The sequence below is a fragment of the Campylobacter sp. TTU_617 genome (assembly GCF_016599045.1).
GTDB lineage: Bacteria > Campylobacterota > Campylobacteria > Campylobacterales > Campylobacteraceae > Campylobacter_D.
Genome location: NZ_JAENKV010000005.1, coordinates 68883 through 95637, shown reverse-complemented (window position 1 = coordinate 95637; position 26755 = coordinate 68883). Strand labels below are relative to the sequence as shown.

General features: G+C 26.9%; 26 protein-coding genes. 6 read left to right on the top strand and 20 right to left on the bottom strand.

Annotation, left to right across the window (positions count from 1 at the left end):
* Positions 1-10: 10 nt before the first annotated feature.
* The 15 genes from fliD to GQV94_RS03805 form a co-directional block, all read right to left on the bottom strand.
* Positions 11-1963, bottom strand: coding sequence for a flagellar filament capping protein FliD (gene fliD / locus GQV94_RS03875; RefSeq protein ID WP_200169689.1), 1953 nt, complete (start codon positions 1961-1963; stop codon positions 11-13).
* Positions 1964-2323: a FlaG family protein gene (locus GQV94_RS03870; RefSeq protein WP_200169687.1), complete on the bottom strand. Its 360-nt coding sequence runs from the start codon at positions 2321-2323 to the stop codon at positions 1964-1966.
* A 119-nt stretch (positions 2324-2442) separates the two neighbouring features.
* The gene (locus GQV94_RS03865) at positions 2443-4245 is read right to left on the bottom strand and encodes a menaquinone biosynthesis decarboxylase (RefSeq protein ID WP_200169685.1); all 1803 of its coding nucleotides are present in this window, start codon (positions 4243-4245) and stop codon (positions 2443-2445) included.
* The gene (gene hemC / locus GQV94_RS03860) at positions 4245-5171 is read right to left on the bottom strand and encodes a hydroxymethylbilane synthase (protein WP_200169683.1); all 927 of its coding nucleotides are present in this window, start codon (positions 5169-5171) and stop codon (positions 4245-4247) included. The genes GQV94_RS03865 and hemC overlap by 1 nt, the downstream gene beginning before the upstream one ends.
* Positions 5168-5557, bottom strand: a complete 390-nt coding sequence (locus GQV94_RS03855) for an integral memnbrane protein (protein ID WP_200169681.1) — start codon at positions 5555-5557, stop codon at positions 5168-5170. Before GQV94_RS03855 ends, hemC begins: the two co-directional genes overlap by 4 nt.
* Entirely contained in the window at positions 5554-7260 is a 1707-nt protein-coding gene (locus GQV94_RS03850) for a proline--tRNA ligase (RefSeq protein WP_200169679.1), read from the bottom strand. The genes GQV94_RS03855 and GQV94_RS03850 overlap by 4 nt, the downstream gene beginning before the upstream one ends.
* The gene (gene hemA / locus GQV94_RS03845) at positions 7250-8560 is read right to left on the bottom strand and encodes a glutamyl-tRNA reductase (protein WP_200169677.1); all 1311 of its coding nucleotides are present in this window, start codon (positions 8558-8560) and stop codon (positions 7250-7252) included. Before hemA ends, GQV94_RS03850 begins: the two co-directional genes overlap by 11 nt.
* Positions 8560-9453 (bottom strand): polyprenyl synthetase family protein, encoded by an 894-nt coding sequence (locus GQV94_RS03840; protein WP_200169675.1) that lies wholly within the window; start codon positions 9451-9453, stop codon positions 8560-8562. Before GQV94_RS03840 ends, hemA begins: the two co-directional genes overlap by 1 nt.
* 9 nt (positions 9454-9462) lie before the next feature.
* Positions 9463-9984, bottom strand: coding sequence for an exporting protein (locus GQV94_RS03835; protein WP_373563798.1), 522 nt, complete (start codon positions 9982-9984; stop codon positions 9463-9465).
* Positions 9985-10001: 17 nt separating this feature from the next.
* Positions 10002-10265, bottom strand: coding sequence for a DUF2018 family protein (locus tag GQV94_RS03830; protein ID WP_200169673.1), 264 nt, complete (start codon positions 10263-10265; stop codon positions 10002-10004).
* A gap of 148 nt (positions 10266-10413) precedes the next feature.
* Complete coding sequence (locus GQV94_RS03825; RefSeq protein ID WP_200169671.1) at positions 10414-10965, bottom strand: 2-oxoacid:acceptor oxidoreductase family protein; 552 nt, start codon at positions 10963-10965, stop codon at positions 10414-10416.
* Positions 10962-11807 carry a 2-oxoglutarate ferredoxin oxidoreductase subunit beta gene (locus GQV94_RS03820; RefSeq protein ID WP_200169669.1) on the bottom strand — a complete coding sequence of 282 codons (846 nt, stop codon included), beginning with the start codon at positions 11805-11807 and terminating at the stop codon, positions 10962-10964. Before GQV94_RS03820 ends, GQV94_RS03825 begins: the two co-directional genes overlap by 4 nt.
* A gap of 1 nt (position 11808) precedes the next feature.
* A complete protein-coding gene (locus GQV94_RS03815; RefSeq protein ID WP_200169668.1) occupies positions 11809-12933 on the bottom strand; it encodes a 2-oxoglutarate synthase subunit alpha in 1125 nt (374 codons plus the stop codon).
* Positions 12934-12941: 8 nt separating this feature from the next.
* Positions 12942-13253, bottom strand: a complete 312-nt coding sequence (locus GQV94_RS03810; protein ID WP_200169666.1) for a 4Fe-4S binding protein — start codon at positions 13251-13253, stop codon at positions 12942-12944.
* Positions 13254-13386: 133 nt separating this feature from the next.
* Positions 13387-15933, bottom strand: a complete 2547-nt coding sequence (locus GQV94_RS03805; RefSeq protein ID WP_200169664.1) for a YhdP family protein — start codon at positions 15931-15933, stop codon at positions 13387-13389.
* Between GQV94_RS03805 and mltG the strand changes: the two genes are divergently transcribed.
* From mltG to GQV94_RS03780, 5 genes are read left to right on the top strand one after another with little or no spacing between them, the layout of a single operon-like run.
* The gene (gene mltG / locus GQV94_RS03800; protein WP_200169661.1) at positions 15848-16843 is read left to right on the top strand and encodes an endolytic transglycosylase MltG; all 996 of its coding nucleotides are present in this window, start codon (positions 15848-15850) and stop codon (positions 16841-16843) included. The two genes, GQV94_RS03805 and mltG, sit on opposite strands and share 86 nt — an antisense overlap.
* A gap of 50 nt (positions 16844-16893) precedes the next feature.
* Positions 16894-17325, top strand: coding sequence for a flagellar basal body rod protein FlgB (flgB, locus tag GQV94_RS03795; RefSeq protein ID WP_200169659.1), 432 nt, complete (start codon positions 16894-16896; stop codon positions 17323-17325).
* A 9-nt stretch (positions 17326-17334) separates the two neighbouring features.
* The gene (gene flgC / locus GQV94_RS03790; protein ID WP_200169657.1) at positions 17335-17829 is read left to right on the top strand and encodes a flagellar basal body rod protein FlgC; all 495 of its coding nucleotides are present in this window, start codon (positions 17335-17337) and stop codon (positions 17827-17829) included.
* A 2-nt stretch (positions 17830-17831) separates the two neighbouring features.
* Complete coding sequence (gene fliE / locus GQV94_RS03785; protein ID WP_200169655.1) at positions 17832-18131, top strand: flagellar hook-basal body complex protein FliE; 300 nt, start codon at positions 17832-17834, stop codon at positions 18129-18131.
* A 6-nt stretch (positions 18132-18137) separates the two neighbouring features.
* Complete coding sequence (locus tag GQV94_RS03780; protein WP_200169736.1) at positions 18138-19925, top strand: peptidoglycan D,D-transpeptidase FtsI family protein; 1788 nt, start codon at positions 18138-18140, stop codon at positions 19923-19925.
* Here GQV94_RS03780 and mnmG read toward each other — a convergent pair.
* From mnmG to cetC, 4 genes are all read right to left on the bottom strand, one after another.
* A complete protein-coding gene (gene mnmG / locus GQV94_RS03775) occupies positions 19915-21786 on the bottom strand; it encodes a tRNA uridine-5-carboxymethylaminomethyl(34) synthesis enzyme MnmG (RefSeq protein WP_200169654.1) in 1872 nt (623 codons plus the stop codon). The genes GQV94_RS03780 and mnmG overlap by 11 nt on opposite strands.
* A gap of 49 nt (positions 21787-21835) precedes the next feature.
* The gene (locus GQV94_RS03770; RefSeq protein ID WP_200169653.1) at positions 21836-22333 is read right to left on the bottom strand and encodes a PAS domain-containing protein; all 498 of its coding nucleotides are present in this window, start codon (positions 22331-22333) and stop codon (positions 21836-21838) included.
* 17 nt (positions 22334-22350) lie between these two features.
* Positions 22351-23724, bottom strand: coding sequence for a bipartate energy taxis response protein CetA (gene cetA / locus GQV94_RS03765; RefSeq protein ID WP_200169652.1), 1374 nt, complete (start codon positions 23722-23724; stop codon positions 22351-22353).
* Between the two features lie 139 nt (positions 23725-23863).
* A complete protein-coding gene (cetC, locus tag GQV94_RS03760; protein WP_200169650.1) occupies positions 23864-24361 on the bottom strand; it encodes an energy taxis response protein CetC in 498 nt (165 codons plus the stop codon).
* A 184-nt stretch (positions 24362-24545) separates the two neighbouring features.
* On the opposite strand from cetC, the gene GQV94_RS03755 reads away from it, so the two are divergent.
* Positions 24546-25934, top strand: coding sequence for a cation:dicarboxylate symporter family transporter (locus tag GQV94_RS03755; protein WP_200169734.1), 1389 nt, complete (start codon positions 24546-24548; stop codon positions 25932-25934).
* Here the strand turns inward: GQV94_RS03755 and GQV94_RS03750 are convergent, their stop codons facing one another.
* Positions 25935-26702: an inverse autotransporter beta domain-containing protein gene (locus tag GQV94_RS03750; protein WP_200169648.1), complete on the bottom strand. Its 768-nt coding sequence runs from the start codon at positions 26700-26702 to the stop codon at positions 25935-25937.
* Positions 26703-26755: the final 53 nt, after the last annotated feature.

The following is a 26755-nucleotide window of genomic DNA, read 5'->3' as shown; positions in this document are numbered from 1 at the left end:
CTTATATTCCTTAACTATTTTGATTATTCATGGCATTAATCATATTTGTTATGGTATTAAGCTGTGTATTTAATTTATTTAAAATACTTTCATATTGCAAAAATTGATTTTGCATTGTTTCATATTTTGAATCAATTAAAGATTGAGTTGATTCTTTAGATTTTGTTAATGATTTTGTTTCATTAGTTAAACTTTCATCAAGCTTAGTTAAAGAACCATTAGTTCCTGTCATACCTTGAAGCTTGCTTTTAAGCTGTGCAAAAACTCCAAGTCCTTCAACTGGCTCTGAAATTACAGTAGTATTTTTTAAACCAAATTGTTTAAGAAATTCATCATCTCCTTTGATTGTTAAATCAGAACCATTATCACTACTAAATTTTATAACAACACCTTGTTTTCCATCTTTATTAACTTCTTCAAGTTTAACATTTAATCCATCTATATTTAAACTATTAATATGCTGAACCAAATTTTGCATTTGTTCTTCTTTGGTATCACCTGTAAGAACAAAATCTTTTCCGTCTCTAGTTTTTGATAAATCATAAGTTTGATTGTTAAAAACTATAGTAAATTTACCTTTTTCAAATTTAATTTCTTTTTCGCTTTCTGATAAAGTTTTAGTTGTATCGCTAGTTTCTACCAAATCACCTGTATAATTGATATCTTTGTATTGAGTAATACCAGCAAAAAAACTTTCAATAAAACTTGGATCTTCATTCATTTTTTCTTCAAAAGTTGATTGAGAAAAGCTCAAGGTTCCAGAATCACTTAAACTAAGTCCATAATCTTGCAAAGAAACCATTACCTTAGAAGGAATTTTATTACCATTTGCATCTTCAACAAAACCATCAACAGATTGAGTTCCAAAAAGTGTTGAAATAATAGTCGATCTTATACTATTTACTTCTGTAACACCCTGTAAAGTTCCCTTTGTTCCTGTTTCACTATTATAATCTGTGGCTGCTTGTAAATTAACTATTAAGTCATTATAGCTATCTACAAGATCATTCATAGCCTTTATGACAGATTCATTATCTTGCTGGATATCAAAATTAATCTCTCCGGTTGAATTTAAAGTCAAAGTTATACCAACGCCCAAGTCTGTTACTGTATTACTCTGACGAATCATTTTAACACCATCTAAAGTAAATTCTGCATTTTGGGCTTTTTGGATATGTAAAGGATTATCAGGATCATCTACTATACCATAACCTGTAAAATTATTTGGATCTATGGTAGTAATATCACCAGAACTACTATCAGATAAAGGTTTATGAAGTTCCCAGCCAAGATTTGAAAAAAGTTTTGAAGCATTTGAATCAACTTGATATAATCCATCTTCATTTTTGAAACCATCAAAAAATCCAATCGCATTATCTTCGCCTGTTTCTTTACTTGAAAGAGTAAGACGATATGGAGCATCTTTTTCTCCGGTGTTAACTATTTTAGCTTGTATATTTCCATCTGTTGCTTGATTAATCTTATCGGCCAAATCTTTATAAGTCGTAGTCTTGTCATAAGTTATAGTATATTGTTTTCCATTTTGAAATAAAGTAAAAGAAGCTTGTCCATCTAAATTTGCATCAACATAGCCACTATCATTTGAAAGACCTTTACTTTGATAAACATCTTTTTGAGCTAATTGGGTTACATTTATTTTCATACTTTGCAAACTTACACCACTATCAGCTGTTAAACTAGCTGGAGGATTAGTAGTTACACTTGCATTTACTTTTCTTTTTGCAAAAACAGTTGCATCACCCAAAGCTGAAACTGCTGTTTGAAAACTTAGGAGTTTTGTTTTAATCTCAGTTAAATCTTTTTGTTTAGTGTTATTTTCTTCAATTTTAGTTGTATATGGTTTTATACGACTTGCCTCATCTGCTGCTTTTAATTTATCAATGACATCTTGTGTTAAAACTCCGGATCCAAAACCTAAACTAGATAAACTTCCAAATGCCATTTAACTCTCCTTATTATAAATTAATCCCAACGCATCCCTAAAATATTCAGCCAATCTCATGGCTTCTTCACTAGGAATTTGACGGATTTCTCTTCCTGTATTTTTTTCAGTAACACTAATATACATAGAGCCTATTTTATCATTAAAAGCAAATCTTATATTTGTATTTAACGAATCCATTTGCTCATTTAAATTTTTAGTAATTTCTGATAATTTTTCACTTAAACCTTCTTGTTGAGTTTGTTTAGAATATTCAGAATTTGTTTGAACTTTCTGAATATTTTCCTCATTGGTTTTATGATGACTTTGAATATTCACATTATTTGATATATCCATTTTAGCAAGCTTAGTTACCTCCATTTTAAAATCCTTTTTAAAATTTTCGCTTTGTCATCATATCGGATTTAAATAAAAAAAATTAATAGTTTATATAGAAATTTATAAACTTACAAAACTACAAGCAAAAAGTATTCTCAAATTTAAAAAATTTCAAATTTTTTGAAAAGTTGTGTATCATTTTTTAAAATTTTACGTAAGATTAGATCATCAATAATTTCTTTGGAGCAAATAGTTTCTTCAGGCCAAGTTCTTTCATAGCCTTCCATTTTTCCTTTAGCACTTGCATCTATAGCTACTACTTTTTCTTTTATATATATATCTCTTTTAGCATCTATATTATTAACAACTCTCCATACTAGCATATAAGGATTTTCTAACCGATTTTCTTTATCTAAAAAAACTAAAATTCTAAAATGCTTTTTAAAATCTAAAAGTTTTTCAAAACTTTCTTTTATGCTTTCTTTTTTATCAAGTAAAATACATACTATAGGATTTTTACTCTCTTTATAAAATTGTTTTAAATCAATAATTTCAAGCTTAGTTTGAAATAGTACTTTTAAATCTTCATCTTCTAATAGTTCCAAACTTTGTATTATCTTCTCTTCAGTAGCATCAAGTCCAGCTTTTCCCCCAAAACAAGCATTAGGAGATGAATGATCTAATTGATCGCAAATTCCTTCGCTAATTAATAAATCTTGACAATCAAATCGATTTAAAATATAAGGGATTAAATTATCATAATCATTTAAATCTGGACCATCTTTATCCACAAAAATAGCGTGTTTTACAAAACTCATTTGCCCTATACCCCAAAAAGCGTGCATAATTTGTTTAGCATGAGCTGGATATTTTGTATCAATCTTTGCTAAGATGAGATTATGAAAAACACCATTTTCTGGCATTTTATAATCAATTAAATCAGGAATACTAGTTTGCAATAAAGGCAAAAATATTCTCTCAGTTCCAAGTCCCATAATTTTATCTTCCAAAGGAGGTTTTCCTACTATAGTGGCTTGATAAATAGCATCTTTTTTAGCATAAATTTTTTCAACTTTCATTACTGGAAAAAGTTCTTGTGGAGTGTAAAAACCTGTATGATCCCCAAAAGGACCTTCGAGTTTAAACTCATCTAAATCTACATAACCTTCTATAACAAAGTCGCTATCATATGGAACATAAATACCATTTTCACAAGGAGTAAGCAAAGCTCTTGTTTTTTTAATAAAACCATAAAGTAAAAGTTCAAAAATCCCTTTTGGCAAAGGGGCTTGGGCACACCAAATATATAAAGGATCTCCACCAATGGCAATGCTTACTGGCATTTTTTTAAAACCTGCTTTTTTATACTCATGATAAAAAAGTGCTCCATCTTTATGAATCTGCCAATGCATTAAAAGTTCATTTTTGCCACTTACTTGCAAGCGATACATTCCAAGATTATTTTGAGTTTTATCTACATTTTGGGTATAAACTTGGCCCATAGTAATAAATTTAGAAGCATCTTTTTGCCAAGTTTTCAAAATAGGAAGTTCTTCTAAAGAATTTAAAGTTTTAAAAGAAAATTTAGAACGTTTAGCACTTAATCTTTTAGGTGGAATATCTTTTAAGGAAAATAAAATCTTAAAAAAATCTATTTTTGCTTTTAGATTTGTAGGGATATGTAATTTTAAAAGCTTTGAAATTTCATCTGCTACCTCCAAATAAGGACGTGAAAAAATTAAATTTAAAGCTTTTTCATTACAAAAAGTATTCATAAGAACAGGGAAATTATAATTTTTATTTTCTTTTTTGCTTATAGGATGAGTAAATAATAAAGCTTTACCATCTTCTTGTTTTTTAGCTTCTATATAAGCAATATATCCCATCTCAAGATCAACATCTATGGGTTCTTCTATAATTTTTAATAAATCATTTTGTTTTAAAATTTTAATGAAATTTTTCATTATATCATTGCCTCTGCTCTTTTTAATAAATCTTTAGCTCCTAATTTAATAAATTTTAAAGCTAATTCTTCTCCTGCATTTTGAAAATCGTTTTTATTGATTGTAAAATCTTCTTTTAGATATTCACTTGCATCAGGAAGTCCTAAAATAGCTCTTATATGAATTTTATCTTGAAATAACTCAGCATTAATTCCAATAGGAACTTGACATCCGCCTTCTAAAACTCTAATAAAATCTCTTTCTATAGTAGTTTCTATAAATGAATTTTCATCATTTAAGCAATCAAGCAAAGAAATAATTTCAGGCACATCAAGAGCTTCAATTCCTAAAGCACCTTGTGAAGCAGCAGGTATCATTTCATCTTTTGAAAAAATGCTTATATAATTAACTAAAGAATTTAATCTTAATCTTTTTATCCCAGCTAAAGCTAAAATGATTGCATCAAATTCGCCATTTTTTAATTTGTCTATACGAGAATTTACATTACCTCTTAAAGAAATAATATTTAAATCAGGTCTTAAAAGCAAAAGTTGCATTTTACGTCTTAAACTTGTTGTTCCTACTTTAGCATTTTGAGGTAAATCATTTAAAGTAGGATATTTTTGAGAAAGCATAGCATCATTACTCTCTTCTCTTTTTGAAATTGCTACAAGCTTTAAACCTTTTGGAAAAAAACTTGGCACATCTTTTAAGCTATGAACTGCTAAATGTGCTTTTCGTTCAAGCATACTTTGCTCGAGTTCTTTTGTAAAAAGTCCTTTACCACCTATTTTTGCCAAAGGAGAATCAAGCAAAACATCTCCTTTTGTTTTAAAACCTTCTAGTATAACTTTAATTTTATGTTCTTTTTCCAAAAATGATTTTACCCATTCGCTTTGCCATAAAGCTAATTGACTTTTTCTTGTAGCAATAATTAATTCTTTCATTTATTATCCTCTATTATCTCAACATCAATAATATCATCATTGCACGAATTCTGTTTTGTATTAGCCTTAAATGAATTTGTATTAGTGCTTATTTTTAACAAAATGCCAAAAATAAATATTAAGATTCCTAAAATACTACTTAAAATTCCTGGAAAAATGAGTAAAAAACCAGAAATCACAAAAGAAAATTGTATAAACATATTTTTAAAACTATCGATATGAAATTCAAGCAAATTCTTCCAAAAAATTCCCAAAATTACAATACCACAAACCATACTAATTAAAACAAAAGCTAAAAAATTACCAAGACCAAAAACAACAATAAATAAAATCGTAAAAAATATTTCAAGTAAAATTAAAGGGGTTAAACTTAATTTAAATTTCATAATACTATCTTTTTTATAAGTTCTAAAGCTTTATTAGCATCAATTAATTCTTTTTTTAAGCCTTTTCTTTGAATTAATTCAATCTTATTTTCTTCAAAATTTTTTCCTATAACTAAAGCATAAGGAAATCCCATAAGTTCAAAGTCATTAATTTTAACTCCAAAACGTTCATTTCTATCATCTAATAATACTTTAATACCTTCTTTTTTTAAATTTTCATAAAGATTATTAGCATATGCAACTACTTTTTCATCTTTTATATTTGAAATAATAATACTCAAATCAAAAGGACTTAAAATTTTATTCCAAATACAACCTTTATCATCATAACTTGCTTCTATAGCCACAGCAACTAAACGACTTACTCCTATGCCATAACATCCCATATAAAAGGCTTGAGCTTTGCCATTTTCATCTAAAAAATTAGCATTCATAGATTTAGAGTACTTTTGTCCTAGTTTAAAAATATGACCTACTTCAATTCCTTTGCTTTTTTTTAATTTAGCGCCACACTCTATACAGCAATCTCCTTCTTTTACTTCTACTAGATCTTTAAAACGATTTTTATTTAAATTTACAACATCAATACCTATTAAATGATAATCTTTTTCATTAGCTCCTATAATCATTTGTTTTTCATTTTCAAGTTCTTGATCTATGTAAAATTCAATATCTTTAAGCCCGATAAAACCAATAAATCCTGGACAAAGTCCTACTTCAATAAGCTCTTCTTCTTTAGCATCTTGCAATTCTAAAGCATTGATAGCATTTAAAGCTTTTACCTCTTGAAGTTCATCACAACCTCGTATAAAAAACACAACAATTTTACTTTCATTTTCATAAATAGCTTTTTTTGCAATAGCTTTAATAGTATAAAATTCATTTATTTTAAAAAAATCAGCTAATTCTTTAATGCTTTTAATATTTGGCGTATGAAATTTACTTGCATAATTAGCTTCTGGTCTTTCATCTTTACATTCTTTTTTTGCTCTTTTGGCAACCTCAATATTTGCAGCATAAGTACAATTTTGACAAGTCAAAATATCATCTTCACCATTATCTGTTAAAACCATAAACTCCTTAGATCCGCTTCCTCCAATAGCTCCGCTATCTGCATTTACAACGCGAAAATCAAAACCAAGCCTTGTAAAAATTTGACTATAAGTTTTATACATTAAATCAAATTCTTCTTGTAAATCTTTCTCGCTACTATGAAAACTATAACCATCTTTCATTAAAAATTCACGACATCTTAAAAGTCCAAATCTAGGTCTTGCTTCATCTCTAAATTTTAATCCTATTTGATAAAGATGCAAAGGAAGTTGTTTATAGCTTGTAATTTTGTTTTTAACTAAAGAAAGTATTGCTTCTTCGTGAGTTGGTCCTAAAACAAATTCATTTTCTTTTCTATCTTTAAATCTTAACAATTCTTTACCAAAAACATTATACCTACCACTTTCTTTCCATAAATCTGAAGGAGTAATAAAACTAAGACTTAATTCTTGCGCTCCTGCTTTATCCATTTCTTCTTTTATAATTGTTTTAATTTTTTCTAAAACCATTTTCCCTAAAGGTAAAAAATTATAAAGACCACTTCCAATTTGCTCAATAAAACCTGCACGTGTTAAAAAAATATGGCTAGGCAAAAGTGCATCTTTTGGATTTTCTTTTGTTGTAGGGGCATAAAGTCTGCTAAATTTCATCCTCTTCCTTTGTATTGAATTCACATTTATATTGATTTAAATTTAAATCTTCTAAATCATTTTTTATATCAAAAACATAGCGCATAGCATTAATTATAGTATCGCTTTGAATTTTACCTTGCATTTTCTTTAAATTTATAGTTGGAGTGTGTAAAAAAGCTTTAAAAACTTGATGAATAAGTTTTTGAGCCTCTTTAAAATCTGATTTTTTAAGATAACCTTTATTAAGTGCTATTTCAAGCTGTTTAATAGCACATTCTTTTGCTTCTAAACGTATAGCTTTAATAACTGGCATAATAGCCAAATCATTTAAATACTTAAAAAATTCATCTGTCATTGCATTTACAATTTTATAAGCTGCTTGAGCTTCATATTCTCTTGAAATTAAATTCTTTTTAACAACTTCTTCTAAATCATCTACAGAAAAAACTTTAATCTTATCATTTTCTTCAAGTTCAATATCTCTTGGGACAGCAATATCAAAAAAATAGCGTTTAAAATCTACTTCTTGTAACAAATCTTTTGTTATAATTGCATTACTTGCATTTGTAGCAGAAAAAAATAAATCGTATTTATTAATATAGGAAGACAATTGACTTAAATGATCAAAATGACTTGATTTTCCTAAATCTTCGCACAATCTTTTTGCTCTTTTTAAATCTCTATTTAAAATAATGACTTTAGCTCCAGCAGAAATCAAATATCTAGATGCCAACTCACTCATTTCTCCTGCGCCAATTACTATTGCTTTTTTTTGACTTAAATCAAAGAATTCTTTAGCCTTTGCAACACAAACAGATGCTACAGAAATTGGGTTTTTAGAAATTTGAGTTTGATTTCTTACCTTTGCAGCACACTTAAAAGAAAAATGCATTATTCTAGAAAGATGTATTGAACAAAATTTATTTTCAAGTGCAAAAATAAATGCATCTTTAAGTTGTTTTACAATTTGAGTTTCTCCAACAACCAAACTATCTAAAGAACTGGCAACGGCAAAAAGATGATGCACTGCATCAGTATCTTCATAAATATCTGCTTTTTCAAAAAGAGTTTGAGAATCTATATTACAAAATAAAGATAAGGAAGAGATTATAAATTTATCAATTTGATTTTTATTTTTAGCAAAAACTAAAATTTCAATACGATTGCAAGTACTGATAATTAAGCTCTCTTTTATATTTTCATTAGCACAAATAATACTAAGAAATTCCTCTTTTTTAGCATTATTACTAAAGCTTAATTTCTCCCTTATAGAAATATCAGTATTTTTATGCGTAAAACTGACGCAAAAATAATGCATTAAAATTCCCTACTTATCATATTATCAATAATTTCATTTAAAGAAGTTTTATTATAATTTTCAATTGCTTTTAATGCTTGATCTCCATATGATCTAGCTTCATTAAACACCTCTTCTAGAATTTGATTTTTAACCATTTGTTCTTTTACCCATGTAATCTCATCCTTATTTAATTCTTTTTTAAAAAAGCTCATTAACGTTTTTTTATCAACATCATTTAATTTTTTATAAAGATATATATAAGGTAATGTTGTTTTCCCTTCTTTAAAGTCGTTCATTATAGGTTTTCCAAGTATTTTTTCATCACTTTTAATATCTAAAATATCATCAATAATTTGAAATGCTAAACCTAAATTTTTACCATATATAGCAAAATCATCTTCAGATAAATTTGCTATTATAGCACCACATCTTGCACTTGCCTCAATTAAAATAGCTGTTTTGTGATAAATCATCTTTAAGTATTTATTCTCATCAATATTAAATTCTTGACTTAAATTAATATCCATAAATTCACCAAGAGATAATTTAACCACAGCATCAGAAACTATTTGTGCAAAATTAGTATCTATTTTAGAAAGCTCAAAAAAAGCTTTAGAGTATAAAATATCTCCGAGCATTAAAGCGTTTTTAGCTCCAAATTTATCATTAATAGAACGTGCCCCTCGTCTTAATTTTGCCTCATCAATTATATCATCGTGCAAAAGACTTGCTAAATGTATAAGCTCTATAATAGCACAAAGCTTAAAGGATATATCATTTTTCCCTGCTATATTTAAAAGTAGTTTTGAACGAAGTTTTTTCCCTGTATTGATATTATCTAACATTACTAAAACTGGTGTATAATCTAAATCTTTTAAATAATTTTGAATTAAACTATCAATTTCTTGCAATTTTTTTCCTTATTTTTGTTCTTGATTGGTTAAAGGTTTAACTTGCGGTTCATTAAAATTAATCATAGGTACAACTTGATTATCCTGTGGAGGATTTTTTAAAGGAAATTTTCTTGGATCTAAAAATTTAACAGCTAAACGCGCATCCTTATCCTCTATATACACCACAAAAGTAGCTTCACCTTTGTTATAAGAGTTAAATTCTAAAATCAAACGTGCTCTATCAATATGAGGATTGGTATAATCTGGAATTAAAGTCTGAGTAACCCAATTTAAATTTCTACGCAAAGACATAGTAAATTGCCTTGGAAATTTTCTAAATTTAGAATGTACTATAATATTTGTATTATCAAATAAAGTCCAGTAAAAATCAAAATTTTGCACTTTATCCTCATATCCAAGCTCTTGAATTTCTACACTTGCTCTTTCATCTTTTTTTAAAATAAATTTATAAGTATGCTGAAAAACTGGCAAAGAAGCTTTTAAATCTTGCACACTAAAAATTAACAAAAAACATATTAAAAAATATATAAAAATATTTTTCAAATTTAACCTTCATATCCTAAAATTTCAGCACTTAAACCAATAAAAATATCGTTTTGTCTTTCTTTTATAAATTCATTATTTTCAAATATAAATTTTTTAATATCTCTATCATCTATCTTTTGGCGCTCTAAAAGTTCTATCATTGCTATATGTTCTGCAAAAAAATTATCAAAAGTTTTTTCTAATGCTCCTAAATTTCCGTTTTTAATAATTTCTATAAATTTTTCTTTAGGAGTTTTATTTAACATTTCATCAAAAATATCCATTATTTTCCTTAATTAAGAACAATTGATTATAAAATTTTAATAGTTAAAAGTAGCTAAATCAAAATAATAATAAAAAAATATTAAATAATTTTTAACTCTTTTTATGAATGTTATAAAAAGAGTTAAATATAAAAGTTTAGCTCATAAATTAATTTTTCACTCTACTAGCGTATTCAATACCTAAATCAAAAGCTTTTGCATTAGCTTCTTTTGTTTTAGCTGGCACCATCTCAAGCATAATTTCTCTTAATATATTTAAATCAATACACTTGCTCATATAAGCAGCAATAGCTAATGCAATTACAGATTGAGTTGCAACATTGCCTACCTCATCTTTAGCAATACTAATAATAGGAATTTTAAAAATTTGCCATTTTTTATAATCTTGTTCCTCTGGATAAACTAAGTTAGGCTCAATTACTATAATACCATTATCTTTAACTCCATCTTTAAAACCTTTATAGCCTTTATTTGCAGTAGAAAGCATAAAATCAATCTCTCCTTCTATGGCATAAGGAAAAAGAATTTCGCTCTCATCTATAATTACATCAACTTTTGTAGGACCTCCACGCACTTGTGAAGTATAAGTTGAAGCCTTAAAAGCATAAAGTCCTTTTTTAATTGCAGCTTTAGCTAAGATTTCTCCTGCAGTAATAACACCTTGACCACCCTCACCTCCGAATCTTAACTGAAATTTCATTGTAATGCTCCTAAATTTACCATTCTTCCCTCTTGAGCTGCTTTACGCACTTCTTCATAAGCTTCACAATATTCTCTACAATCTTTATTTTGATATAAAATACCTGTTGGAAATTTATCTTTTCTTTCTTGAGGATCCATTTGTTCAAATTTAGTTTTTTCAACGCAACGTTCTTTGATCCAATTAAGCATGGAAACAGCTTCGCCCATTTTATTTTTACGTCCAAGATTAATATGACAATTTGAAAAAATATCAACAAAACTATAACCTTTATGTTCTAAAGCTTTATAAATAATATTTTCAAGTTTGTTTATTTCTATTACATTTGATCTTGCTACAAATGTAGCACCAGCAGCTTTAGTAAGCTCACAAGCATCAAAATTAGGGTCTATATTACCAAATTGAGCTGTAACGGTATAAAAACCTAATGGAGTAGTTGGAGAGGTTTGAGAATTTGTTAGACCATAAATAAAATTATTAATCAATATATGAGTAATATCAATATTTCTTCTACAACCATGTATAGTGTGATTTCCACCGATAGCTAAAGTATCACCATCTCCACTTACTACAATCACGTGTTTTTTAGGATTTGCTAATTTAATACCCGTTGCATAAGCAATAGCTCTACCATGAGTTGTATGGACTGTATTGCAATTAACATAAGAACTAGTTCTACCACTACATCCTATACCAGAAACTAGACAAACATCATCCATACTCCAGCCAATTTTTTCTATAGCACGAATAATACTTTTTAAAATAACACCATCACCACAACCCCAACACCATTGAGTTGGAAGCTTATCTACTCTTAAATACTCATCATAATTAAAAGCCATTTTATAAATTCTCCTTTACCTTAACTATAATCTCATCTGGAGTAATAGGACGCCCATTAGCCTTAAGTAATGAAATTAAATCATCTCTTTTGCTTACTCTTTGTATTTCTTCTAAATATTGACCCATATTAAGTTCGCAAACCATAATTTTTTCAAATTTTTTAACAACTTTTTCGATTTTATTTTCTGCCACAGGATACAAAGTTATAGGCCTAAAAAGTCCTACTTTTATTCCATCTTGTCTTAATCTTAAAATAGCCTCTTTTACAGAGCGAGAAACACTTCCATAAGCAATAATCAAAAATTCTGCATCATCAAGATAGTATTCTTCATAAGAACATATTTCATTAGTGCGATTTTTGATTTTTCCTATAAGTCTTTGTATATTTTTTTTAACAATCTCACCATCTTCTGTTGGAAAACCTATATCTCCGTGATGAAGTCCAGTAATGTGATATCGATAACCTGTAAAAAAAGGATTTAAAATAGCACTTTCGTTTTCACCTACAGCATAAGGCTTATAGTTTTTTTTATCTCCTTCAAATTTAGCACGATTAATAATTTCTAAATCTTTTAATTCTGGAAGTATTGCTTTGCCATTCATGTGACCAATAGTTTCATCCATAAGTAAAAAAACAGGGGTCATAAATTTTTCAGCTAAGTTAAAAGCTCTAATAGTTTCACTATAAGATTCTTCTAAAGATGCAGGGGCAATAGCAATACTTGCATAATCTCCGTGAGTTGGAGATTTTGCTTGAAACAAATCTCCTTGTGCTACTCTTGTTGGAAGTCCAGTAGAAGGACCTCCTCTCATCACATTTACAATCACTAAAGGAATTTCTGCAATAAAAGCATAGCCAATTTGTTCTGATTTTAAAGAAATTCCAGGACCACTGCTTGCTGTCATTGCTTTTACTCCACTCATTGAAGCACCTATAGCTACACTAATACCAGAAATTTCATCTTCCATTTGAATAAAGGTTCCATTGTTTTTTGGCAATAAATAACTTAACTCATGAGCTATTTCTGAGCTTGGGGTAATAGGATAACCTCCAAAAAATTTACATCCACAATCAATTGCAGCCTTTGCAATTAATGAATTTCCAGTTGCTATAATTTCTCTCATCTTACTTCCTATATTAATTTTTTATAATTGTTATCTTTTATTAATTTTGCTCTATCTCTTGCTTGTGGTGTTAATTTAGCAAATTGAAATTCACTTTTTTTGGCTACCATAATTGCAAAATCAGGACAATGGACTTCACACTCGCTACAACCTATACAAGATTCAGGATATACAACTTCTATCATTTGACCTAAAACAGCATGAATCTCATCACGCATTGCTAAAACCCCTGCTGGACAATAACTTACACATATATTACAAGCTTTACATCTTTTTTCATCAACCCAAACTGGAGTATTTTCCGGTGCTATCAAGCTCATTTATGCTCCTTGATAAAATAAAAATTTTTAAATATTTTAATTTGATTTTATTTTTAATTTTATTAAATATAATAATTTTCATAAAAAAACAGCAATTTTGTTTCAATTTGTTTCAAATGGTGAATTTTTAAAACTATTTAAACAAATTTGTTGGTAACTCAATAATATTTTTTATAAGATTAAAAGGTGATTTTACAACATCTCCTAAAATTTGAGTATGAAAATTAGGATTATCTAAAGAACCATCTACTTTGATATTAGTGCTTATCTCTTGATTTTTACCCAAAATAACGTAATTTATAATTGGAACTTTAGAAATAACACTAGAGGCTGATTTTAAAGTCTTAAGTTCTAAATTTAAATCTATATTTTTTAAACGCAAATTAATATTTCCAATTCCAAAAATATCAACACTTTCACCATTTAAACTAATTGCCTTAACCCTAAACAAATCCTTCTTGCGATCAAAAACAACTACTCCATCAATTACACTAAGACCCTTTTCATTAAAAGTTGGAGTTTTAAATAAAAGCAAACTTGGAACCGTATCAATAAAACTTATAAGCTGATTTGTTCCTTTTAAATCTTTAATAAAAGTATTTTTGATTTTAAATTGTCCTTCAAAATCCTCAAAATTTCTACCAGTGACATTTAAATCAAAAACCCCTTGTAAAACGGCTTGCTTTTGAAGAAAAGTATTTAAAAACTCATCATTAATATTGTTAATATTTAAATTTATATAATTTGGCGAAAAATCAAAATTTAAATTTGTATCATTTTTATTAGCTTTAATGTTTAAAGTATTTTCATTAAGATTTGCTTCCAAGCGATCAAATGATAAAGTATTATTAGTATCTTTAAAAATAATATTAAAATTAGCTCCACCAAAATAAATATTTTCAGTATTAGAATCTAAACTAAAAAATTTTTCTTTATCTTCTTTATAAATATAAGTTAAATTTTTAAAATGAATTTCTTTATTTTTATCGCTTAATATTGCACTAATTAAATCGCTTTTTGAGTTAATAAAAATAGTATTTTGTTTTTTTTCTATATAAAAACTATCATTTTGATAAGGATTGCTACCATTTAAAAAATTACTTTGAAAAGAAGCATTATTAATCTCTATTTTAAAATTATCAAAATCACTTCCGCTATAAATAACACTTTGAGCATTTTTAAAACCCAATTGTTTAAGCAAAGGAGAATATAAAGCCAATATTGAAGGATTATTTAAATTGATTGTTAAATTATCTGAAATTTCTAAATCTAATTGCCACTTAGGGATAAAAACTTTGCAGTTTTGAGTAAAATCAAGATCTATAATAAGATCTTCATTTTTTATATCAAAAATATTATTTTCCACACTAAATTGACCTATTTTTGTATTAAATTGACCTATTTTTGTATTTAAATCAATACTAGCATTAAAATCTGCTTTTAAAAATTTATTTGTGATATTAGCTTCTTCTATATTTAATGTGTTATTATTTATCTTAAGCAAAGCTTTACTAACATTTGTATCCAAAAAATTTAAAATAGAATTTTCTATAATGAATTTTCCATCAAACAAACTTTGATCTTTATAAAAACCAAGATCTAAAGTAAAATCGGTTTTTGTTTTTCCTTCTTTTTGAAAAAATGGTATTTTAACATCATAAAAATCTAGTGCTTTCCAGAGCTTTTGATCTAGTTTTAAGTTATTAGATATAATATGTAAGTAAATTCCTGCTTTATTTTCATCCATTAAATCATAAATATAAATTTTACTTGCACTTAAATCTGCTTGTTTATAATTAGCTTTTTTAAAATTAAAATCAAGCTTTTGCTTATTTAAACTTAAATTAAGTTTTGGAATTTCAATTGGATCCATTTTGCCATCTAAACTAATTTTAACTTTATCAACATAACCTGAAGCTTCAATATTATCTAAATAATATCTTTTTTTATTAAAATCTATAAAACCTTTAATATAATCTAAATAATAAAATTCCCCTTTTACTCTATTTCCAACCCATAAAATAAGATCTTCTGGAAGTTGAACTTTATTTTGAATCTTATTAAAAATCTCTAAAATATTTTTAAAACTAATTTCTTTAAAATTATAAGCAAGTTGGCCATTTTTATAAGAAAGATTTATATTAAAATTAATCAAATCAGAATTTGCTTTAGCATCAAAAAAATAAAACTCGCTCTTAGTATTAATATCTAAATTTCCAACTATGCTTAAATTATAATCCTTAATAAGCATTTTTTCTATATTTACTTTTATATTATTTTTTTCTTTTTGTAAAGTTGTTTTTAAGAAAAATAAATTATTATTAATGAAAAATTCATTGTTTTTAAATAAAATCTGCAAATGATAGTCTTTAAAAACTAAATTACGAATATCTATTTCTTGTATAAAAATATAAAAATATTTTAAATTCTCAGCAAGACTTAAAAGTTTAACTGAGGCAAATTGATTGGTTTGCTTTTGGGAATTAATGTCTGATTTTTGATAAATACTAATATTTTTTGCCCTTACAATTAATTTTTTATCTAATTTAATATATAATTGCTCTAATTTTAAAAAATCAAATTGGATACTTGATATGGAAATTCCGTTTTTTAAAACTAAAAATAATAACATCACTAATATAGAAATTGTCAATAAAAAATATAGTATTTTTTTCTTCATACGTTACTTCTTTCTATTTATTATTTTTGGAATTTTTTACTACTTGCTTTTTCCGCTTAAAAGTAATTCTGTAGTTTATATCCCCAAAGGCTCAGTGGGACAAATTATATCATATTTAAATCAGAATAATTATCAAATGAGTATAATTGATAAATATATTTTATCTTTTTTAGGTCATCCTCAATCTGGATGGATTAATATAGGAAACAAAGAATTAAATCGTGCTGAATTTTTATATAAACTCACCGTATCTAAAGCTGCTCTTGAAACTATCACTTTAATACCAGGTGAAACAACAATTGTTTTTTTAGATCAAGTTGCTAAACAATTAGATCTTAACAAAACTATACTTTTAAAAGAATTTGAAAAACAAGCCTCTTATAAAGAAGGAGTTTTAATACCAGAAACTTATAAAATTCCTAAAGGAATTACTGAATCTTTATTTATTAATTTTATATTAAAGTATTCTGAAAATAATTTTCAAAAAATCTCTAAAAAAATTTTTGGGGAATATAATGCAAAAAAATGGCATCAATATATTATAATAGCTTCAATTATCCAAAAAGAGGCGGCTAGTGAAGATGAAATGCCAATTGTTTCAAGTGTTATTTACAATCGTCTTAAAAAAGGAATGAAACTTCAAATGGATGGAACACTTAATTATGGAATTTATTCTCACGAAAAAATAACACCTCAAAGAATAAAACAAGATAATACTTCTTATAATACTTATAAATTTAGCGGGGTTCCAGAAGATGCAGTTTGCAATGTTTCATTAAATGCTATTAAAGCTGCTATTTTCCCAATAAAAAGTGAGTATCTATATTTCGTAAGAGATAAAAATACAAAAAAACATATCTTTACCACAAATATCAAGGATCATAATAATGCTATTAATAGACAAAAATAATGGAACAATTTTTGCTTATTATTTAAAAATATCAAATAAAAAGGAAGAAAATGATCTCACCATTTAAATCAAAAGAGCTTGTAGCAAGCGCTTTAGCTGGTAGAAATTTAAGAAATCAACTTATTAATTCTAATTTAGCAAATGTTGATACTCCTTTTTATAAAGCAAGAGATATTGAATTTGAAACAGCTTTAGTTAACCGTGCTAATGAAATTTTTAAGAAAAATGATAACAAAGAATTACAATTAGCAATAACAGAAGAAGGACATCAAAAACCTTGGAAATTTCCAGATCCAAATAAATCAACTATTTATTTAAGAGATGGACATTTAGCAAGAAATGATGCAAATACAGTAGATCTTGATGTAGAGACTACAGAAATGAGCAAAAATACAGTTATGATAACAGCTCTTGATGGGGTATTAAGAAGACAAAGTAATATTTTTAGCTCCATTATTGATGCAAGCTCTAAATTAAGTTAAAGGAAAATTATGGCATACTTAAGTGATTTTGATATAAGCGGATATGGATTAAGTGCTCAACGCTTTAGAATGAATGTCATTAGTTCCAATATAGCTAATGCAAATACAACAAGGACCGCAGAAGGTGGGCCTTATAGAAGAAGAGAGGTTATTTTTAAAGCGACAGATTTTGATAAGTTATTAAATGAACAAATTAATAAAGATAATAATTTCTTAAAATATGAAAATCCTTTAAATGATCCAACTTCTCCTAATGATGCCAAACCTGCTATTATGAGTGTTGTGGTTGATAAAGTTGTAAGAGATGATAAAGATTTTCGTATGAAATACGATCCTTCTCATCCAGATGCTAATGCAGAGGGGTATGTAGCTTATCCTAATGTTAATCCAGTTATCGAAATGGCAGATTTAATTGAAGCCACTAGAGCTTATCAGGCAAATGTAAGTGCTTTTACAAGTGCTAAAACTATAGCGCAAAGTGCTATTGATTTACTTAAAGGTTAAAAATGAATAATATTAATGATTTAAGACTTAATACAATTTCAAATAATAACTTATCTGATAATAAAACTTCAAATAATATTGGAGATGAATTTTCAAAACTTCTAAAAAATGAAATTAATAGCCTCAACAAAACTCAAGAAGATGCTGAAGCAGCTATGACAGATATAGCAACAGGAGAAGTTAAAGATTTGCATCAAGCTGCAATTGCTATAACTAAAGCCGAAAGTAGTATGAAATTTATGCTTGAGGTTAGAAATAAAGCTATTAATGCCTACAAAGAAATTACAAGAACACAAATTTAAACTTTGATACAAGAAAACAAGAGAAATAGAATATCAAAAGTTGCCTTTGCTTTTTGCATGGCACTTTTATTTATGATTATTTTCCTCATTTCAACTTTTTTTCTAACTTCAAAACGTCATATTCCAAACACAGAAAAAGATCAATATTCTCACGCATTAAGAGGAAATATTGTTACAAAAGATAATTTTACCATTGCATCATCGCGTCAAGTATATCGTGCTGAAATTGACCTTAGAAGCATTGATAAAGATAAATTTGATTTATTTTTAAAGCTTTTTCAAATTTATAGTGGAGCTAGTAATGAACAAATGCTTGATATTAGAAAAAGAATTCAAAACGCAAAGAAAAAAAGTTATAATTTTGTCCTTTTGCAAAACCTTGATTCAAAAAGAGCAAGCTATTTAAAAGAACTTGCTAAAAAACTATATATACAAGGATTTTTTAAAGCATTTAACAATAACAATCGTGTTGAAACTAGAGGTTTAAGTATTATTGAACATAGAGAAGATAGAATTTATATGTCAGCAGATACTTTAACTCCTGCTATTGGCTATACAAAAACTTTTTTAGATAAAGACAATAATATTTTAAAAAATATAGGTGTTAAAGGTTTAGAAAAATACTATGATGAATGTTTAAGTCCTTTACAAGATGAAAAAATTCAAGGTCTTAAAGATATAGGAGGGAATATTATTTTAAATTCTAACTCCTTGCAACAAAAAAAAATTAATGGTTGCGATCTTTATCTTAATGTTTCACTAAAACTTCAAAAAAATATAGAAAAGGCAATTGATCAAAGAAATGAAGAATTAAAAGCAAATGAAATTATTGTAGGGGTTATGGAAAGCAAAACAGGTAAAATACTAGCCCTTGCTAGCTCAAGAAGATATGATCCTAAAAACCGTAGCAAAGATTTATCTGTTTTAAATGCTAGTGCTATAGAATATGGCTATGAAGCTGGATCTGTTATTAAGCCATTTATTTTTGTAACAGCTTTAAGACTTAATAAAATTAAACTCGATGAAATCATTAATACTTATGGAGGGAAATATAAACTAGGACGTTTTATTATCAGCGATGATCATAGAAAAGATAAAATGAGCATGGAAGAAATTATTCGATATTCATCAAATATAGGAATGATTCAAATCGCTAAAAGATTGAATAATTTAGAAATTATTTCAGGACTTAGAATTTTTAAATTTGGAGAAAAAAGTGGTATAGATTTGCCTTATGAACAAAAAGGAGAGCTTCCAAATCCTAAAAGATTAAGAGATATAGAAAAATCTGTTTTAAGTTATGGATATGGTTTAAAAACTACTTTTATACAACTTCTTGGAGCTTATAATGTCTTTAATAATGATGGAATTTACATCACCCCAAAACTTGCAGATAAGTTTTATCAGAATGGACGTTTTATTAGCTTGGATGATGAAATTAAAAAAGAAAAAATTCTTTCAAATGAAGCAGCAAAAACTATGCAAAATATTTTAATTGACGTTATAGAAAAAGGAACAGGAAAAAAGGCTATGACACCTGGTATTATCATAGGAGGCAAAACAGGAACAGCAAGAATTGCAGAAAGACAAGGTTACACATCTAATCGCTACAATGCTTCCTTTTTTGGCTTTGCTAATGATGAAAATCATCGCTATACTATAGGGGTTTTAGTAAGAAATCCTACTAAGACTTATTATGCTGCACAAAGTGCTTTACCTATGTTTAAAGATGTTATTGATATTTTGATCAATGAAGATTTTTTAAAACCTATACAAAATAATTCTAATCAATAATTTTTTTATCACTCTTTTTCATTTTAATATAAATATGTAAAATATCTAAAGCCGCTGGAGTAATACCACTAATCTTACTTGCTGCAAAAAGAGTTTGGGGTTTAAATTTTTCTAATTTTTCTACTACCTCATTACTTAAACCACTAATATTTCTAAAATTAAAGTCATTTGGAATTTTTAATTCATTTAAATTTTTCATTTTATTGATTTGTGCTTTTTGCATTTTAATATAATGATAATATTTGGCTTCACTTAAAATTTCTTGTAAAGAATACTCATCCATATCCTCAAAAATTGTATCAACTTTTCTAAGTTTTTCAATATTAAAACTTGATCTTGCAACGATTTTTTGCCAGTTTAATACTGAGGTGATTGACTCTTCTTTAATACTTGCTAAAAATTCATTATTTTCATTATTTGGGGTAAGTTCTTTTTCTAGTAAAAATTTTAAACCTTTATTCAAATTCTTATTAATATTTTCAATAAAATCAAAGTCTTTTTTACTTAGAAGCCCTAATTTAAAACCATATTTACCAAGTCTTAATATAGCATTTTCTTCTCTTAATAAAAGTCTAAATTCAGCCCTTGAAGTAAACATTCTATATGGCTCTTTTGTTCCTTTTGTTACCAAATCATCAATCAATACGCCTATATAAGCTTCATCCCTATCTAAAATAAAAGGTTCTTTTTTATCAATAGCTAAAACCGCATTTACCCCAGCCATAAAACCTTGAGCTGCAGCTTCTTCATAACCTGTTGTTCCATTAATTTGTCCAGCACAATACAAATTTTTAATTTTTTTAGTTTCTAAAGTATGATAAAGCTCCATTGGATCAATATAATCATATTCTATGGCATAACCAAAGCGCGTTATTTTGGCTTCTTCAAAACCTTTTATACTTCTTAACATTGCAATTTGCACCTCATATGGCAATGAGGTAGAAAAACCATTTATATAGTATTCATTTGCAGCTTTTGTCTGAGGTTCTATAAATAAATGATGACTTTCTTTATCGCCAAAACGATTAATTTTATCTTCTATAGAAGGACAATATCTTGGACCTATACCTTCAATCTGTCCAGTAAAAAGTGGAGCACGATAAAAATTATTTTTGATTATATCATGTGTTTTTAAATTTGTCCTTGCAATAAAACATGGAAGTTGAATAGGATTAAAATTTTTTGTTCTAAAACTAAAAGCTTTAGGAAATTTATCTCCGTATTGAATTTCTAAAAGATTAAAATCAATACTTTTAGCATCAACTCTTGGACAAGTTCCAGTTTTTAATCTTCCAATATTTAAATTAATTTTTTTTAAAGAATTCGCAAGCTTTATAGAAGAGTATTCCCCTACTCTTCCTGCTTCAATTTTTTTCTCCCCAACATGAATAAGTCCATTTAAAAATGTCCCTGTTGTTAAAATAATTTTTTTAGCAAAATATTCATTATTTAAATTTGTTTTAACACCAAGCGCTTGATTATTTTCAATAATTAAATCTACAGCCTGCTCTTGAGAAATATCTAAATTATCCAAACTTAAAAGTTTATTTCTAGCATAAATTCTATATGCATCCATATCAATTTGCGCTCTAGAACCTCTAACAGCTACACCCTTGCTTTCATTTAATATACGAAATTGAATTCCTGTTTGATCTGTAATTTCTCCCATCAAACCACCCATAGCATCAAGTTCTTTTACTAAATGTCCTTTAGCAAGCCCTCCTATAGCAGGATTGCAACTTGCTGCGCCAATTTGCTCAATAAGAGTAGTTAAAAGTAAGGTTTTTTTACCCATTCTAGAAGCTGCTGCACTTGCTTCAATTCCTGCATGACCTCCGCCTATAACAATAATATCAAACATAGCTAACCTCTAAAATATGTTGAGTAAAAAAGAATCTTAAAAAAACTATTTAAGATTCTTGAAGGTGAAACATAAGTTCATTATAAGTTTTATTTTGACTTTTACAAAATTCATCTAAAGTTTGCAAGCTTGCACTGATACCCTCTTTATCTTCAATTTTTAATAATTCATCATAAAATTTTTCAATTATATCAACAGCTTTTTTATTAGGTTTACGACGAACAGAATAATATCCTATAACTTTGTTTGCAATAGAATCAAATGATGGGGTAACATTTGCAAAAACCCAATAATAATCTCCATTTTTTGATTGATTTTTTACAAAAGCAAAAATTTCTTTTTTTTCTTTCATATAATTCCACAAGAGTTTAAAAACAGCTTTTGGCATAGAAGAGTGTCTTACTATATTATGAGGTTTATATAAAATTTCACTCATTGAAAAACCGGCATATTTTAAAAAATCGCCATTTGCATAAACTATTCTTCCCTGTAAATCAGTTTTTGAAGTTATTAAACAATATTGTGTTAAAAAAATCTCCTTTGACATTGTTATTCCTCTTTGAATTATACTTTTAATTTTTCTAAAATTTCTAAACTTTTTTGTTCTAAATTTTTAACATCATTAACAATTATATTATATGCATTCTGATCAATATATTCAAGACTTGATTCTTTAATTGCTTTTTGAGCATTATCTTTTATATACTCTTTTCCTTGATTTAATTCATTCTCTTTAATACATTTGTCAATAATGCTTTTAGCTCTGTCATCATTACAAAGATTTGAAATTGGATCAACACTTTCAAGATTAAATTGTTGAGCTCCATTAAGGTTAAGATAAATATTTGATTTATACAAAATATGATCTATTTTTACAGTTGAAAGTATAAGTCTTTTTGCAAATTCTACAAAATCTTTTCCTAAAGATAGACTATTCTCTTCAAGACGCTTAAATGCTTGAGAAAATTTATTAATTCTTTCTTCTGACTCACTCACAATACCAAATATTTGCTCACTACCTGATTGAATATTTGTAAAATCTTGCTGCATTGTCTGTATGGCAATTGAAATTTCGCTTGTAGATTTTTGAGTTCTCTCTGCTAGTTTTCTAACTTCATCAGCAACAACAGCAAATCCACGTCCGTGTTCTCCTGCACGTGCAGCTTCTATTGCAGCATTTAACGCTAATAAATTTGTTTGATCTGCTATATCTCTAATTACTTCTACAACAGAAGTGATATTTTGAGAATTTGCTACGAAAGTCTGCACAGTATCTTTACTTGAATTTACAACTTCTAATAAAGAACTCATAGAATTTTGCAAAGAATTCACTTCAGAACCACTTTGAGTTGCAGTTTGTGTTATAAAATCAACCATATCATAAACATTTTTCATAATACTTATATCTTGATTTAAAGAAGATGAAATTTCTGACATATCTTTATTTTGATTTGTAAGACTTAAATCCATTAAAGTTTTTGATAAAGCATTTTTGTATGCCAATTTAGAAGTAGCCTCTATACTTGATAAAACTTTATTAATAAATTCTATATTAGAAGCAAAAGTTCCCTTTAAACCCTCAGGAAGCGCTTTTCTATAAAATTCACCCTTTTGAGAACAAGAAATAGCAGTATTAATTTCTCTTAAATAAGCCTCTAAATTATCTATGGTATTATTCATATTATCAGCAATAATACCTAATTTTTTACTTTTGGTATTAGTATAAATAATTCTACCATCAAAATTACCCTCTCTTAACTCCCCAGAAAGTTGAAGCAATTTATCAATTATAACTTGTTCATTTTTATAATAAAAAAACATATATATAAGCAATACTAAAGATAAAATTAAAATAGGGATTGCTATAAAAATACTTATAAAAGCTCCTAAAATTCCTAATATAACCGATAAAATAGAAAATATAAACCAATTTACCATTTTAAATCTATACTCCTATGAAAATTAATAAATTTTAAGATATTTTAATAAAGAATGATTTTTAAGCCAAATAGACTTATAATTTTTTAGAATTTTTGAAAAAGAAATTATATTAAAAACAAGATTAATTCTATCTTAATTATCTAAGATTTTCTTGCAAATCGAAAACTAACTGATTGTAACTGACATTATAAGATGAAACGATTTCTATCAAAGAATCTAATCCTGCCTTAATGCCTCCTTGCTTCTCTTTTTCTAAAATAGTTTTATAAACACTCTCTATGATAGGCAAAGCTTTGCGATTTGGAGCTCTTCTAACTGAATAATAATTAATTATCTTACCGCTAGAATTAAATGATGGGGTAACATTTGCAAAAACCCAATAATAATCTCCATTTTTTGCTTGGTTTTTTACAAAGGCAAAAATTTCTTCTCCTTTTTGTATGGTATCCCATAGACATTTAAAAACAGTTTTTGGCATATCTTGATGCCTTACAATATTATGAGGCTTTCCTAAAAATTCCTTAGTCTCATAACCAGCATATTTGGAAAAATCATCATTTGCATAAATAATATTTCCCTTAAGATCTGTTTTAGAAGTAATTAAAGCATCTTTTGATAAAAAAATCTCTTTCATATAATTCACCTCTAAATTTTTGACGCATTATATCGTGTTTAATTAAAATAAAAATTAAATATTTTTATTAAAATAATATATATTTGAGAAAATAAGTAACACTTAAAAAAGAATTCATATTAAAATAATGCTAAGTATTTATTTTTCTGTTAAAATTTTTGAAGTTTTTTTAGAGGAGTTTATTTTGGAAACTTTGAGTCAAACATTGGTAAAAAGAAAACCACCTTTTTTAAAATCTTTAATAAAAAGTCTCGGTTTTTGGGTTATTATTGGCATCGTTGGAGGAGTTATACTTGGATATTTTAATAAAGATTTAGCTTTTGCTAGTAAAGGCGGAGTTGAATATTTTATTAAAACTTTAAAAATTTTAATTGGACCTATTATATTTATTACCATTGTATTGGGTATTATTAGTCTTGAAAATCTTAAAAAACTTGGTAGTATTGGTGTTAAATCTGTTCTTTATTTTGAAATAGTAAGCACTTTAGCTTTAGCTATTGGAATCTTTATGGCAAATATCATGCAACCAGGATCTGGAATGAATCTAGATCCAAAAACACTTGATTTAACTAAAGTTGAAAAATATGTAAATCAAACTCAAGAAATTAGCGCCAAATCAGAAATTATGCATATTTTAAAAGATGCAATTCCAACAGATATTATTAGTCCTTTTACAGAAGGAAAAACTTTGCAAGTTCTTATTATTGCTATTATTACAGCTTTAATTATTTCTTTAATGAAGCAAGAAGATAAACAAATAATACAAAAAACATTTGAAATTGCACAAAATTTTGTATTTAAAATTTTACAAATTGTAATGTATTTTAGTCCTATTGCAGCATTTTCCGCTATGGCTGTATTGATTGCACAATATGGCATTGAATCTTTAATTAATCTTGGTTATTTACTTTTTGTAATGCTTATTTCTTGTCTTGTCTTTATTTTTATTATTTTAGGTATTATTTGTTATTTAGTTAAAGTAAATATTTTTAAATTTATGCGTTTTATTTCTAGAGAAGTTTTAATTGTTTTTGCTACAAGTTCAAGTGAGTCAGCTCTTGCTCCTTTAATGAGAAAATTAGAAAAAGCAGGATTATCAAAAACAACAGTTGGGTTAGTTTTACCAACAGGATATAGTTTTAATCTAGATTGTACAAATATTTATTTAGCAATGAGTCTAATCTTTTTAGCGCAAGCCTTTAATGTAAATTTATCTTTAAGTCATGAAATTAGTATTTTAATTGTTTTAATGATAGCATCTAAGGGGGCTGTTGGTGTTACTGGTTCTGGATTTATAGTTCTTGGAAGCACTTTAGCGGCATTAGGTGGTATGCAAATTCCGGAAGCAAATAATGGATTTGGTGGAACCTTAGCTGAAGTTTTACCTGTAGCTGCTATAGGAATTTTGCTTGGAGTTGATAAATTTATGTCAGAAATGAGAGCTGTGGGCAATCTTTGCGGAAATAGTGTTGCGGCTTTAATTGTAAGTATATGGGATAAACAAATCGATAGAGAAAAATTTAAATATGCTCTAGATCACCCTGAAGAATTTCGTAATGCTGGAATGTATTAGTTATCTTTTGAGGAAATCATAACGTTGAACTTCCTCAAAAATATCATTATTTTTTTTAAGCTGTTTAAAAAAACTTTTATTCAAATCAATCTTAAAACCTAATTGCAAAATTCTATCTTCACTTTGATCCAATTCTCTAAAAATAAAATTTAAATTAAAAATACTATAAGGAGAATAAGATACTTTATAATCAATATTTTCTTCGTTTTTATTTATATCAAAATAAAAATAATCATAATTTGGAATAGTAAAACTTACCCCAAGTTGAATGTTACGTTTTGCTTGATCAAAATAATAATAGTTTGTATAAGCTTTTAAAAAATTACTATAACCAAATTCTCCCCCGAAACTGACATCTTTTTGCTCTTTTTTTCTATCGATAAAACTATTAACACCAATTAAAAAATTATCTTGCTTATAGCGATTAATCAATCCACCAGAATAATTATAATTATCTTCACTCACATAAAGTTCTTTTTGAAATAACAAAGAAATATTTTTATATTCATATAAAGAATTTAAATTTTTAATTTTTACATTCCCATTGTTAAAATTCAAATCATCCCAAGTTTTATCAATGCCATTTTTATTTTCCAAGACATTAGACAACAAAGAACTAAAAGAATCTTTAAAATTTATATTATACTCTGGTGTTTTTATTTTTTTTTGAGAAATATTAAAATCGAATTTCTTCCATTGATTATTTGGGTTAGATCCTGCTAAAACATTTATAGTGCATATTACTACAATTAAAAATACTCTTTTCATCATTATCCAAAATAAAATAAAAAACATTATAAAAAAATAAAACAAATTAAAAG